This is a genomic window from Bacteroidota bacterium (assembly GCA_013696965.1).
Taxonomy (GTDB): Bacteria; Bacteroidota; Bacteroidia; order JACCXN01; family JACCXN01; genus JACCXN01.
In genome coordinates this window covers 1-13,829 of record JACCXN010000100.1, presented here as the reverse complement: position 1 = coordinate 13,829, position 13,829 = coordinate 1, and the positions used below count along the sequence as shown (strand labels likewise).

11 protein-coding genes are annotated in these 13,829 nt (G+C 34.5%); 5 read left to right on the top strand and 6 right to left on the bottom strand.

Annotated elements, in window-relative coordinates; genetic code table 11:
* The first annotated feature begins 1 nt into the window (after position 1).
* Positions 2–3,412, top strand: coding sequence for a SpoIIE family protein phosphatase (locus H0V01_15415; protein ID MBA2584760.1), 3,411 nt, complete (start codon positions 2–4; stop codon positions 3,410–3,412).
* Positions 3,413–3,560: 148 nt separating this feature from the next.
* On the opposite strand, the gene H0V01_15410 is transcribed toward H0V01_15415, so the two are convergent.
* The 3 genes from H0V01_15410 to H0V01_15400 are packed head-to-tail and all read right to left on the bottom strand — an operon-like array spanning position 3,561 to position 4,669.
* Entirely contained in the window at positions 3,561–4,010 is a 450-nt protein-coding gene (locus H0V01_15410) for a 50S ribosomal protein L9 (protein MBA2584759.1), read from the bottom strand.
* A gap of 12 nt (positions 4,011–4,022) precedes the next feature.
* Complete coding sequence (locus H0V01_15405) at positions 4,023–4,289, bottom strand: 30S ribosomal protein S18 (GenBank protein MBA2584758.1); 267 nt, start codon at positions 4,287–4,289, stop codon at positions 4,023–4,025.
* A gap of 11 nt (positions 4,290–4,300) precedes the next feature.
* Complete coding sequence (locus tag H0V01_15400; protein MBA2584757.1) at positions 4,301–4,669, bottom strand: 30S ribosomal protein S6; 369 nt, start codon at positions 4,667–4,669, stop codon at positions 4,301–4,303.
* 199 nt (positions 4,670–4,868) lie between these two features.
* Between H0V01_15400 and H0V01_15395 the strand changes: the two genes are divergently transcribed.
* The gene (locus tag H0V01_15395; protein ID MBA2584756.1) at positions 4,869–6,695 is read left to right on the top strand and encodes a DNA polymerase III subunit gamma/tau; all 1,827 of its coding nucleotides are present in this window, start codon (positions 4,869–4,871) and stop codon (positions 6,693–6,695) included.
* Between the two features lie 3 nt (positions 6,696–6,698).
* Complete coding sequence (locus tag H0V01_15390) at positions 6,699–9,653, top strand: insulinase family protein (protein ID MBA2584755.1); 2,955 nt, start codon at positions 6,699–6,701, stop codon at positions 9,651–9,653.
* A gap of 104 nt (positions 9,654–9,757) precedes the next feature.
* Here H0V01_15390 and H0V01_15385 read toward each other — a convergent pair whose 3' ends face one another.
* A complete protein-coding gene (locus H0V01_15385) occupies positions 9,758–10,456 on the bottom strand; it encodes a diphthine--ammonia ligase (protein MBA2584754.1) in 699 nt (232 codons plus the stop codon).
* Between the two features lie 125 nt (positions 10,457–10,581).
* Between H0V01_15385 and H0V01_15380 the strand changes: the two genes are divergently transcribed.
* Both H0V01_15380 and H0V01_15375 read left to right on the top strand, forming a co-directional pair.
* Positions 10,582–11,685: an SPFH domain-containing protein gene (locus tag H0V01_15380; protein ID MBA2584753.1), complete on the top strand. Its 1,104-nt coding sequence runs from the start codon at positions 10,582–10,584 to the stop codon at positions 11,683–11,685.
* Positions 11,686–11,695: 10 nt separating this feature from the next.
* Positions 11,696–12,844, top strand: a complete 1,149-nt coding sequence (locus tag H0V01_15375) for a hypothetical protein (protein MBA2584752.1) — start codon at positions 11,696–11,698, stop codon at positions 12,842–12,844.
* Here the strand turns inward: H0V01_15375 and H0V01_15370 are convergent.
* A complete protein-coding gene (locus H0V01_15370; protein MBA2584751.1) occupies positions 12,837–13,166 on the bottom strand; it encodes a hypothetical protein in 330 nt (109 codons plus the stop codon). The two genes, H0V01_15375 and H0V01_15370, sit on opposite strands and share 8 nt — an antisense overlap.
* Positions 13,167–13,250: 84 nt before the next feature.
* The coding region (locus H0V01_15365) for a gliding motility-associated C-terminal domain-containing protein (GenBank protein ID MBA2584750.1) at positions 13,251–13,829 on the bottom strand (579 nt) is incomplete at its 5' end.

The following is a 13,829-nucleotide window of genomic DNA, read 5'->3' as shown; positions in this document are numbered from 1 at the left end:
AATGGTTTTAAGATATACGCTCTTTCAAAGGATTAGTCTGTTGCTTTTTCTTCTTTTTATTTTACATTTTCCAATTCTTAAAGCCCAGCAGGAGACTAGGTTTAAAAACATTTCACTTCTTCAGGGATTATCTCAAAGCACGGTGAATTGCATTCTTGAAGATCAACAAGGATTTATATGGATTGGAACACAAGATGGTTTAAACAGGTATGATGGATATTCATTTAAATTATTCAAGCATTCATCAGCAAACACAAACTCACTGTCCGAAAATTTTATTCAATCCCTTTATGAGGATAATGAGGGAATAATCTGGATAGGTACATATGGTGGGGGATTAAACAGCTTTAATCCTGTTACAGAAAAATTTACACATTATTTATACGATGAAAAAAACACTTCTTCTTTAAGCAACAATGTAGTAATGTCCATTACTCAGGACAAAGAAAATTTTCTTTGGATTGGCACAGTTTCCGGCTTAAACAAGCTGGATGGTAAAACCGGGAAATTTGAACGCTTTCATTTTTCCGAATCTGATTCATTAACAATAAGCAGTGATAACATTCGAACTGTTTTTCTTGACAGTAAAGGCAGGATATGGATAGGAACAAAAGACAATGGCTTCAATCTTTTCAATAAAAACAGCCACAATTTTAAAAGATTTACTTCCAATCCAAAATATTCCAATAACTTAAGTCATAATTTTGTTCAAACATTTTCCGAAGATCGTGATGGGAAACTATGGATTGGGACTTCGGGAGGTGGTATTAATATTTTTAATCCAGTTGATCTGTCATTTATTCATCTTAAAAAGGGGGAAGCAAACACCAACAGTTTAAAAAGTAACGATGTTTGGACAATTTTTGAAGATCAAAAGGGTGTTATGTGGTTTGGAACTTATGGCTGCGGGCTGAATAGCTATGATCCAAAAAAGAAAATTTTCCGCCAGCACATAAATAATCCTGTTGAAAATACTTCCCTTGGGAACAATATTGTATTATGTTCCTACAAGGATAAGAAAGGTTTGGTTTGGATTGGAACTCTGGGTGGAGGGCTTAGTTATTTTGATCCCATTGAAGCATCTTTTGCCCATTACAAAAACGATCCCTTTAATAAAAACAGCTTAAGTGAAAACTTAATTATGTCTGTACTGGAGGATGAAAATGAAAATTTATGGATTGGGACATACGGGGGAGGTTTAAATTATTATAACCAGGCCAAGGATACCTATATTCATTATAAAAGCAACGACAATACCTATTCTATTAGCGGAAATATCATACGGGCTGTTTTTAAGGACAGCGAAAACAATTTATGGATTGGAACTTACAATGGAGGCCTGTCATTATGGTTAAACGGAAAGTTTAAACAGTATAAAAATCAGGTGGGGAATTCCTCTTCTATAAGTAATAATGATATTTGGTGTATAACAGAGGACAAAGACCAAATACTTTGGATTGGAACATTGGGAGGCGGTTTAAATAGGTTCGACAGAAAAACAGAAACATTTACCAGTTACCTTAATTCTGTTTCTCAGCGTACTTCATTATCTAACGACAAAGTAATTTCTCTTTTGAATGACAGCAAAAATAATTTATGGGTAGGCACAAATGGAGGTGGACTTAATTTATTGGAAAAGGGATCTGGGTCCTTCACTGTTTTAAGGCACAATCCAAATGATTCCACTTCCATTAGCAATGACAGGGTAAGATCAATATATGAAGATAAGGAAGGGAAATTATGGATTGGAACAGATGGAGGAGGTTTAAATTTAATGAATCCTGATTATAGTTTTAGGCACTTTACTGAAGATGATGGCTTGCCAAACAATGTAATTTATGGAATATTAGAAGACGACCAGGATAATTTATGGCTAAGTACCAACAACGGACTTTGCAGGTTTAATAAACACAGTTTTCTTGTTCAAAATTATGATGTAAGTGATGGCTTACAAAGTAATGAATTTAACCAGGGTGCTTATTTTAAAGGTAAAAGTGGCAAAATGTATTTCGGAGGGATAAATGGTTTATCTGTTTTTTCTCCCTCCCACTTAAAGAAAAACAATAAGGGACCTAAAGTATTATTGACATCGATAAAGTTATTTGGAAAAGAAATAGCAACAGATACATCCCAAGCCTTTTTAACAGAATTAACATTTGCACACGATCAAAATTTTTTGTCATTTGAATTCGTAGCTCTCGACTTTCGCGCCCCTGAAAAAAACCAATATGCATGCAAAATGGAAGGGTTCGATAAAGACTGGATAATGCTAGGTAATAAGCACTTTGTGAGTTACACCAACCTTGATCCTGGCACTTATTTTTTTAGAATAAATGCTTCAAATAATGATGATGTCTGGGGAGAAACAGGAAAAACCATAAAGATCACTATAACACCTCCCTTCTACCTCACAAAGACTTTTTATTCTTTTATAATCCTAAGTTCCATTTTATTGCTCTATTTATTTATTAAATGGAGAACACTTAAACTCCGGCAAACTCAAAGGCTTTTAGAAAATATTGTAAGAACAAGGACTCAGGAAGTAATGAATCAGAAAGAAATAATAGAAGTAAAAAACAAAGACATTACGGATAGTATTAATTATGCAAAAAGAATTCAACAAGCAATTCTTCCTCCTGTAGATGCATTTGCAAAAGCATTTTCTCAATCTTTTATCTTATATAAACCAAAAGATATTGTAAGTGGTGATTTTTATTGGATGGAAAAGACTGAGGCTGGAACCAAAAATGAGAACATTCAGGAAACAGAGGACTCCAATTCTGAACCTGTAATTTTAGTAGCGGTTGCAGATTGCACAGGTCATGGTGTTCCCGGGGCATTTTTATCAATAGTAGGGAACAATATATTGAACCAAGCGGTAAATGAACATGGTATTTCAAGACCTGATTTAATTTTAAACGAATTGAATAAAAACCTTTCAAAAACCCTACAGAATCAAGAAGATTTTTCTGTAAAGGATGGAATGGATATCGCTTTATGTTCAATAGATTCAAAACAAAAAATTGTTCAATTTGCAGGTGCAAACAATCCCTTATGGATAATTAAAAACAGGTCGAATTCCTCTCCGCTTTCAGAGGAATTTATAGAAATCAAAGGAGATAAAAAACCAATCGGATCTTTTGTTTCTGAGCATAACCTCTTGTTTTCCAATCACAAAATACATTTGGAGCAAAGTGATACTTTATATATATTTTCAGATGGTTATGTAGATCAATTTGGTGGCGATAAAGGAAAAAAATTCAAGAAAAGTCAGTTGAAAGCCTTATTGCTTTCTATTAAAAGCAAAACAATGGATGAACAGAAAATCATTCTTGAACAAACTATAAATGACTGGCAAGGGAGCCTGGAACAAGTAGATGATATTCTGGTTATTGGAATAAGGTTAGGATGATTGTTTTACTCAAAGAACGCTGCTAAGCTTAAGCTAATAGGAGCACCAAGTGTTTTGATTTATTGGAATGCTAAGTTTGAAACAAACTGGCCAAACAAAAAAGGCTGAACAAAACGTTCAGCCTTTTTTCATGTTGTATTAGCTACAATTATGCTTCTTCTACTACATCAAATTTAACTTCAATGGTAACTTCTTTGTGAAGTCTAATTGAGGCTGTGTAAGTACCAAGATTCTTAATTGGTTCTTCTTTGATTGTAATGTATTTTCTTTCCACATCCACACCAAGTTTTTTAAGCACATCAGCAACCTGAATGGTTGTGATAGAACCGAAAATTTTGCCGCTTTCGCCAGCTTTGGTAGGAACAACAACAGTCATTGCTTCTAAGGTTTTTGCATTTTTTTCTGCACTTTCCTTAAGTTTGGCCTCTTTGAAAGAACGCTGTTTTTGTGTTTCGGCAAGCACTTTTTTGTTTGTAGTGTTCGCTATAATAGCTACTTTTTGTGGAATAAGAAAATTTCTTCCATAACCAGGTTTAACGTTCACTACATCATCTGCGTAGCCTAAATTTTTAACGTCCTTTATTAAAATTACTTCCATTTTCTTTCCTCCTTATTTTAACATATCTGCTACATAAGGCATTAAAGCCAAATGACGCGCTCTTTTAATTGATTGTCCAACTTTTCTCTGATATTTCAAAGAAGTTCCGGTAAGCCTTCTTGGTAAAATTTTACCTTGCTCGTTTACTAATTTCAAAAGGAAATCAGCATCCTTATAATCGATAAATTTAATACCGCTTCTTTTAAAACGGCAATATTTTTTCTTCTTAACCTCTACACTAGGAGGAGTAAGATATCTTATTTCTGATGAATTCGACATAGTTAATAAATTTAAGCTTCAGCTGATTTAGCCTCTTGCGGTTGGGAATTTTTTGATTTATTTCTTTTTTTCTCTGCATAAGCAAGAGCATGTTTATCCAATGCTACAGTAAGAAAACGCAAAATGCGCTCATCTCTTTTAAACTGTACTTCCAGACCTGCAATTACAGTACCCTCTGCTTCAAATTCAACAAGATGGTAAAAACCTGTACTTTTTTTCTGGATTGGATATGCAAGCTTACGCAAGCCCCAATTTTCTTCGTGCTTTATCTTAGCACCATTGTCAAGCAAATATTGCTTGTACTTGTTTACCGCTTCCTTTGTCTGTTCTTCAGACAAAACGGGAGTCATAATGAAAACGGTTTCATAACGATTTGACATAATTTAACTTAGTTTTTGTTGTTATTAATTGAACCTTACTTTTTTAAGGACGCCAAATGTAGTGATTTATTTTATCATACAAAAGGAAATTTAAGCAGAGTATCACATTAATTATTCAAAATTGTTGAAAAATCATTTGAATTGCTGCCATAAATAAATCATATATTTGCCATCTCAGTGGAAAATACGCATAAAAAACATGGAAAATTTTATTGTTTCGGCCCGAAAGTACAGACCCTCCACCTTTGATACTGTTGTTGGGCAGTTAACCATTACATCCACGCTTAAAAATGCCATAAAAAACAAACACCTTGCCCAGGCATTTTTATTTTGCGGACCAAGAGGTGTTGGTAAAACAACCTGTGCCCGTATTCTTGCCAAAACAATTAATTGTCCGGATAAAACCTCCAATATTGAGGCTTGTGATAAATGCGATTCCTGTGTTTCTTTTAATACCGGCAGCTCATTAAATGTTTTTGAACTTGATGCCGCCTCCAATAATTCGGTAGATGATATTCGAAATCTTGTTGAACAGGTAAGATTTGCTCCTCAACTGGGAACACACAAAATATATATAATTGACGAGGTTCACATGCTTTCCCAGGCTGCATTTAACGCATTTCTTAAAACGCTTGAGGAACCACCAGCACACGCCATTTTCATTCTTGCTACTACCGAAAAGCATAAGATTATTCCTACTATACTTTCCCGTTGCCAGATTTTTGATTTCAGCAGAATACAAATTGATGACATTGTAAAGCATCTGCAAAGCATTGCACAAAAGGAAAACATCAATGCAGAATCAGACGCTCTTCATATTATTGCTCAAAAAGCAGATGGAGCTTTAAGGGATTCCCTTTCCATGTTTGATCAGATTGTTACTTATACCGGTGATGCTATTACTTATAAAGCGGTTATCGAAAATCTAAATATACTTGATTACGATTATTATTTTAAAGTAACTGATGCTATTTTAGGAAAAGATATTCCTTCTTCTTTAGTATTGTTCAACGAAATTCTTGACAATGGATTTGACGGCCATAATTTTATTAACGGCCTTTCTGCTCATTTTAGAAATTTACTTGTTTGTAAAGATGAAGTTACCATAAAACTTCTTGAGGTAGGAAACAACATCAAGGAAAAATATAAAAGTCAAGCAGGACTTTGCCAGCAAGAATTTTTACTTGATGCACTTAATGTGGCTAACACTTATGATCAGCAATTCAAATTAAGCAAAAACCAACGCTTAACTGTTGAACTCGCATTGATGAACCTCTGTTCAGTTACAACAGGAAGCAGCTTAGCTGCTGAAAAAAAAAATGACCTGATAAAAATAATAGCTCCCCTTTCACCTCAAAACGGATTTGAAACTTTACAAGCCGCTCCACAAACACTTAATAATAAGGATGTTGTATTAGATTCGAATAAAAATGTAGAGAGTCAACAAAACGGTAAGGAAACAATTCAAGCTGCAAATCAAACCTCTTTTCAAACTATAGAACATGGAAAAAGTAATTTTGTACCTGATTCTAAACCATCGAAAATTACTGTAAACAAACCAATTTCCATTAAGGAACATCTTGCCTCAATAAATAAGCCTGAGAAGAAAAACCAAATAGGAAACAACGGGGAGAATGCTCAAGAAGAAACAAATTCACAACCCTTTAATTACGAAGAATTCCTAAATGTTTGGAATGATTATGCTGATATTGTAAGGGAACAAACCAAACAAAATTTATATACAACACTAACTTCAAGGAAACCAAATATAGAAGATGATTATATTATTACATTATTAGTAGATAACGATTTTCAAATAGATGAACTAAAAGCAGAACAATTTGAATTGTTAAGCTTCCTGAAAAACAAATTAAAAAACTACAAATTAACGTTTACAGCAAGTGTAATTGAGGTAGAAAGGGAAAAAAAAATATTTACTTCAAGGGATAAATACAAAAGAATGTCAGAAATAAACCCGCATATTATTAAATTAAAACATACCTTAGATTTAGAATTAGACTATTAAATTATGAGAAAAATAAACCTATTTGCCCTGGCCCTGGTGGCCCTTGTTTACTTTAATGCAAGCGAATTTGCATTGGCATCAAAAGAAAAAGTATCAACAGTTTTAACTGAAAAGGATAAGAAATACACCTTTGAATCTGTAGCTGATGATCCTATGAATGCCCGTATTTACACCCTTGAAAACGGAATGAAAGTTTACCTTTCTGTTTATAAGGATGCCCCCAGGATTCAAACTTATATTGCTGTAAAAGCAGGAAGCAAGAATGATCCTGCCGATGCAACCGGCCTTGCTCATTACCTGGAACATATGGTTTTTAAAGGAACAGATGTTTATGGAAGTCTTGATTTTGCAAAGGAAGGACCACTTGTAAAGCAAATTGAGGATCTTTACGAGGTTTATCGTCAGACAAAGGATGAGAAAAAACGAACCGAAATCTATACCAAAATTGACAGTGTTTCTGGGGTTGCTGCAACCTATGCTATTGCCCAGGAGTATGATAAAATGTTAACTTCAATCGGGGCAAAAGGTACAAATGCTTACACCTGGGTAGAACAAACAGTTTATGTAAATGACATACCTTCAAATCAAATTGAAAACTGGTTAACAATCGAAGCAGAAAGGTTCAGAAAGCCTGTTTTGCGCCTTTTTCATACTGAACTTGAAGCTGTTTATGAAGAAAAAAACAGATCGCTTGACAATGATGGCAGCAAGGCCTGGGAAGCTTTATTAGCAGGACTTTTTGTTAAACATCAATACGGTACTCAAACTACAATTGGTACAATTGAACATTTGAAAAATCCTTCAATGAAGGAAATAAACAAGTATTTCAACAATTATTATGTTCCCAATAACATGGCAATTTGTATGTCAGGTGATTTTGATCCAGACCATGTAATTGCTTTAATTGATCAGAAATTTGGCAAACTCCAGCAAGGCAAGGTTCCTGGATTTACACCTGCACTTGAAGTTCCACTAACTAAACCTGTAATAAAAGAGGTTATAGGACCAGACGCTGAAAATGTTATGTTGGCTTTTAGATTCAGTGGCACAGGATCAAAGGATGCGGATATGATAAAAATGATAAACAAAATTTTATTCAACGAGCGTGCAGGTTTAATTGATCTTAATTTAAACCAGAGTCAAAAGGTACTTTATGCAAGTTCCTTTGATTTGCCATTAAATGATTATTCAGGACATATTTTATCTGGTGAATCAAAACAAGGACAATCCCTTGAAGAGGTTAAGGGTTTATTGCTTGAACAAATTGAACTTTTAAAAAAGGGAGAATTCTCAGACTGGCTTTTGTCAGCTATTATAAACGATTTAAAATTGGAGAAAATAAAAGTACTTGAGAACAATAATTCCAGGGCCAATGAATTTGTTTCTGCTTTTATCAGCAACACTTCATGGAAAGATCGCATCAATGAAATAAACCGACTCTCAAAAATAACAAAAAATGATGTTGTTGAATTTGTAAAAGCGAATTATAAAGAGAATTATGTAGTTGTTTACAAAAGAACGGGCACAGATAACAATTCGGAAAAAGTAACTAAGCCACAAATAACACCCGTAACTGTTAACAGTGAGGATGAATCTGCTTTTGTAAGCTCCATTCTTAATGCTTCAACAACTGATATAAAACCTGTTTTTCTCGATTTTAAAACCGATATAAAGCAATTGACAATAAACAATACGATTCCATTATCTTATCTTAAGAATAGTGAGAATGAAACCTTTAAATTGTATTATATATTTGAAATGGGAAGCATTCACAACAAGAAAATGAATATTGCCATTAATTATCTGCCTTATCTTGGTACTTCAAAATATACATCGGCCCAGATACAAGAAGAATTTTATAAAATAGGCTGTTCCTTTGATGTTTATAATTCAGAAGAGCAAGTATATGTTAGTTTTAGCGGTTTAAATGAGAATTTCGAAAAGGGACTTTCACTTTTTGAACACCTTTTGAGTGATGCAAAACCTGATAAAGAAACATTGGATAATCTTGTGCAGGATATGCTAAAAGAAAGAACAGATGCAAAACTTTCTAAAAGGGCTATTCTTTGGTCAGGAATGAATAATTATGGAATTTATGGAGCTAAATCTCCTTTTACCAATATTCTTTCTACTGAGGAGTTAAAAGCACTTAAGCCGGAAGAACTTGTAGCAAATATTAAAAGTCTGACATCCTATGAACATAAGATTCTTTATTATGGGCCCTCTGAAACTGAAGCCCTGAAAAAGTCAATTACACAATTGCATAAAACACCTGCTAACCTTAAACCTATACCAGCCCAAACTAATTTTACAAGACTTGAAAATAAAGAAAACCTGGTTTATGTAGTTGATTATGATATGACTCAGGCTGAAATTTTGGTAATAAGCAAGGGGATTAATTACAATAAAGATTTAACTCCAGTATTAACTCTTTACAATGAATATTTTGGAAAGGGTATGTCTTCAATCCTTTTTCAGGAAATGAGAGAATCAAGAGCCCTGGCATATTCTGTATTTTCCTCTTATGATGCACCTAATAGAATGAATAAGCCCCATTATCTTAGCGCTTATATAGGAACACAGGTTGATAAGCTTCCTGAGGCTCTTGATGGGATGTTTGATCTTTTAAATAATATGCCAAGACAGGAGAAAAAAATTGAAGCCGGTAAAAATGCTGTAATTCAGAAAATAAATACTGAAAGAATTACAAAAAGCAAAATCCTTTTTCAGTATGAAAGCGCTAAAAAGCTAGGGATTGATTATGACATAAGAAAAGACATCTACACTAAAACCTTAACGATGACTTTGAATGATGTTGAAAATTTCCAGAAAGAACAAATTAAAAACAAAAAATATACTTTGCTGGTTCTTGGCAATAAAGACAAATTGGATATGAAGACGCTTGAAAAGTATGGTAAGGTGAAATTTCTTACGCTAGAAGAAATATTTGGTTATTAAAATGAAATCCATTTTTATAAAAGCCCTTTTGCTGCAAAGTAAAAGGGCTTTTTTTGGGATCATTGTTTAAGAAAATGTTTAATTTTTTTTTAAAAATACTGGAATTAAATAATATCAATAAACCAAAACCCTGGCTTTATTGCTTTTTTACCTGTTTGTTTTATTTCCAGTGGCTTAAATACTTTTTCACCAAGACTGTATTGTATAGGTTTAGAAAAAACAGGGCCTTCAAAACAAAATGTATGGAATTCACCATTTTCTCCGCATATATCCACATTTTGTGGCATTGTGGAAATCAAATCAGCAGTAAGCTCCTTACCAACAAAATTTTCATCAAGAACAGTGGCATTAACACAGCAAACAAGGGTTTTAAAGCCATCACTTTTCAATTGGTTGAAAATTTCGGATGTATTCTGTTTCCAAAGAGGGTAAATGCCTTGAACTTTGAACTTATGTAACAAATCATCACGGTACTTGCGTAAATCTTCAAGAAAAATATCTCCAAAAATGACTTTATTGATTCCTTCTTTTTTAAGGTTTTCAAAAACCTGCGTTAAACTTGCCTCATAATTCTTATTGCTTGCTCCTTCAACATACATTTTTATTAACGGAATTTCGGTTTGTGCAGCCTGTCTTTCAAGAACCTCCTCTGACAAACCATGCATAGAAACTCTTTTAAAATTGCGGTTGATGGTAGTAACCAAATATTTTACATCAAGTTTATTCTCTTTTTTTATTTGCCAAAGTGCAAAAGCAGAATCTTTTCCTCCACTCCAGAATAATGCGGCTTTATTGTTTTGCATTAGGTTTTATTTTTAATAATGCTCGAAATTAAACAGAATTTTTACAAACCATATTGTTGATTTTAAAGTCATTTTTATTATTTTTGAATTTCATCCATATATAAAATACTTAATACTGCATAAATATGTCAATCTGGAAAAAAATAAAAAATGAATTAATTGATATTGTCGAATGGACTGATAATACCAGCGACACATTAGTATATCGATTTGAAAGGCATGGAAATGAAATAAAAATGGGAGCAAAACTTACGGTTAGGGAATCCCAAGCCGCAGTATTTGTGAATGAAGGAAAACTTGCTGATGTTTTTCTTCCCGGACTTTATACCCTTGAAACCCAGAATATGCCTGTATTGTCTACCTTAAAAGGTTGGAAGTATGGTTTTAGGAGTCCTTTTAAGGCAGAGGTTTATTTTGTGAGCATGCGTAATTTCACGGATCAGAAATGGGGAACAAAAAACCCTGTAATGTTAAGGGATGCTGAGTTTGGACCAATCCGATTAAGGGGATTTGGTACTTATTCTTTAAGGGTTCAGGATCCAGCAAAATTCATTACCGAAGTTGCAGGAACAAATCAAAGTTTTACCACGGATGGAATAACAGAACAATTAAGAAATTTAATTATCACAAGATTTACAGATGCAGTAGCAGAAAGTAAAATACCTGCACTTGATCTGGCAGCCAATTACAATGAACTTTCAACATTTGTAAAAGAAAAAATAAATCCTGAATTTAATGAACTTGGATTAGAAGTCTCGAAATTTTTGGTTGAAAATATTTCCCTTCCTTCAGAAGTGGAAGCTATGCTGGACAAAAGAAGCTCAATGGGAATTTTAGGAAATTTAAATTCTTTTTCACAATTTCAGGCAGCACAATCTATGGAAAAAGCAGCCGAAAACCCCGGGGGAATGGCTGGTGCAGGTGTTGGTATGGGAATGGGATTTGCTATGGCAAACCAAATGGGAAATATGATGAACCAGCCTCAGCAAGGACAAACAAATTTAGGAGGCCCTCCTCCTATTCCAGCTGCTGTTCAATATTTTATGGCAACAAACGGTCAACAAACCGGACCATTTGATGCCCCTGCTATAAAGCAAATGATTCAGCAAGGAACCCTAAAACAGGAAACTTTGGTGTGGAAACAAGGAATGGCGGAATGGATTGCTGCCTCAACGGTTCCTGAAATTAAAGATCTTTTCCAACAATCCCCTCCTCCTATTCCATCTTAAAAATTATTTTTTGGAAAAACTTTATTCCATGGCTGAAACTCTTGATACATCTGAAACAACTCGGGAAGTAACATTTCAACATTCTTGTACGGGATGTGGTTCTTTATTAAAGTTTAAGCCAGGTACTCATCATCTTGCCTGTGGACATTGTGGAGCAGAAAATGAAATTGAAGGTTCGGCAGAACCCTTTGTTATAGAGGAATTGGATTTTGAAAAATTCATTCAAGAAGGTTTAGAAAAAGATGAAAAAGAAATTATTTCATCCGTAAGCTGCACCTCATGTGGGGCCTTTACAACACTAAAGCCAAACATTAGCTCTGATAATTGTCCTTTTTGTGATACCAGCCTGATAATTTCTAATGGTACTACTTGTTCTGTTCATAAACCTCAATATATCCTTCCCTTTTTTATAGATAATAAAAAAGCAGTTGAGTCCTATTCAAAATGGGTAAAGGGATTGTGGTGGGCACCAAGTGACCTTAGGAGGTTTTCAAACAAAACCGATAAATTAAATGGAATTTATACTCCTTACTGGACTTATGATGCGGATACAACAAGTGATTATACCGGGCAAAGAGGCGATGATTATAATGTAAATGAATCCTACACTTCAACAGAAAATGGTAAATCGGTTACAAAAACAAGGAGCGTAAAAAAAACCAGGTGGACTTCTGTTTCTGGCAACCATTCACGCGCTTTTGATGATATTCTTGTAATTGCCAGTCACTCATTACCAAAAAGCAAAGCCAATAAACTTTGTCCTTGGGATACAGAAAATCTGGCTGTTTTTAATGAAAAATATCTCAGCGGTTTCCGCACCGAGACTTACCAGGTGGATGTTAAAGAAGGCCTGGGTACTGCCAAAACAATCATGCACGATGAAATTGAACAAGCCATAAAAAGTCAAATCGGAGGAGATCAACAAAGAATTTACACCTGCAATACCACCTACAAAGACATAAAATTCAAACACATTCTTTTACCAATTTGGATAAGTGCTTTTAAGTATAAAAATAAAGTTTATCGTTTTCTTATAAATGGCCGTACCGGACAAGTGCAAGGCGAAAGGCCTTATAGTTGGATGAAAATTTCTTCTGCTGTTTTTGTAGGACTCTTGATTCTGGGAATCTTACTTTATGTTTTAGACGTTTTTAAATGAATTCCCAGTCTAAAAATACATTTTCCTTCCCTAAATGCCAATCGGTTTTCTGCCTGTGCTGTTTGCAAGATATTCCTCCCTTTGGTCGGAATGACAGCTTGTTTTTTTTACGATAAGGGAAAGAAGGGGCGGCTTTGCCGCCCCTTCTTTCCCTTCCTTGACCACCCAATGCTGTCATTCCGATTGTAGCGAAGCGCAATGAGGAATCCCTTTCCTGAGTCCAGTGTTCTTTGTATGAACTATTTGCACGAGATCCAATGTTATTATTCCAAATGAAGCAAAGCTTAATGAGGAATCTTTTCTGATTGCAAGTTTGTTTCATGAATTATTTGCTAAAGGTTCCTCCCTTTTGATTCAATAACAGCTTGTTTTTTTTTAGAAAAAAAAAAGAAATTTTCCCCTAACATCATCTCATTAAATGCAGGGAACCTTGTTTTTGAAAGGCTTCTCCATTTTCCAAGACTCCGGTGATGGTATAATAATAAACCCCCTGGCTGCATTCCTGGCCTGTAACTGTATTTCCATCCCAGTGCATATCGTTTCCTTTTTCCCAAGTGTGAATTTGTGTGCCCCAGCGGTTGACAATACTTACCTTGAATGTTTTTGTCCCTTTTACAACCAGGGTGAAAGTATCGTTTTTACCATCTCCATTGGGGGTGAACACATTGGGGGCAAGCACCACTAGGGTTGAAGCAATGGTTATGGTATGCATTACAGTATCTGCACAATGGGGATAATTGTTGTAGGCAATTAGCATGACCTCATAAGTTCCCCCCGAATCAAAAAGCTGGCTAAGGTTTTCTGAATAAAGGGTATCCCCGTTTGGAAACACCCAAATGTAATGTGTGGCATTTTTACTGTTGTTTATAAAACCAATTTTAAGCAAATCGTCTTTAAATTTTTGTGTAAGGTAGCCGGCCTTGACAGGGTTTGTTTCATTAATGCTTACCGTATCTGAAAAAACACAGCCCATTGCATCTGTTAC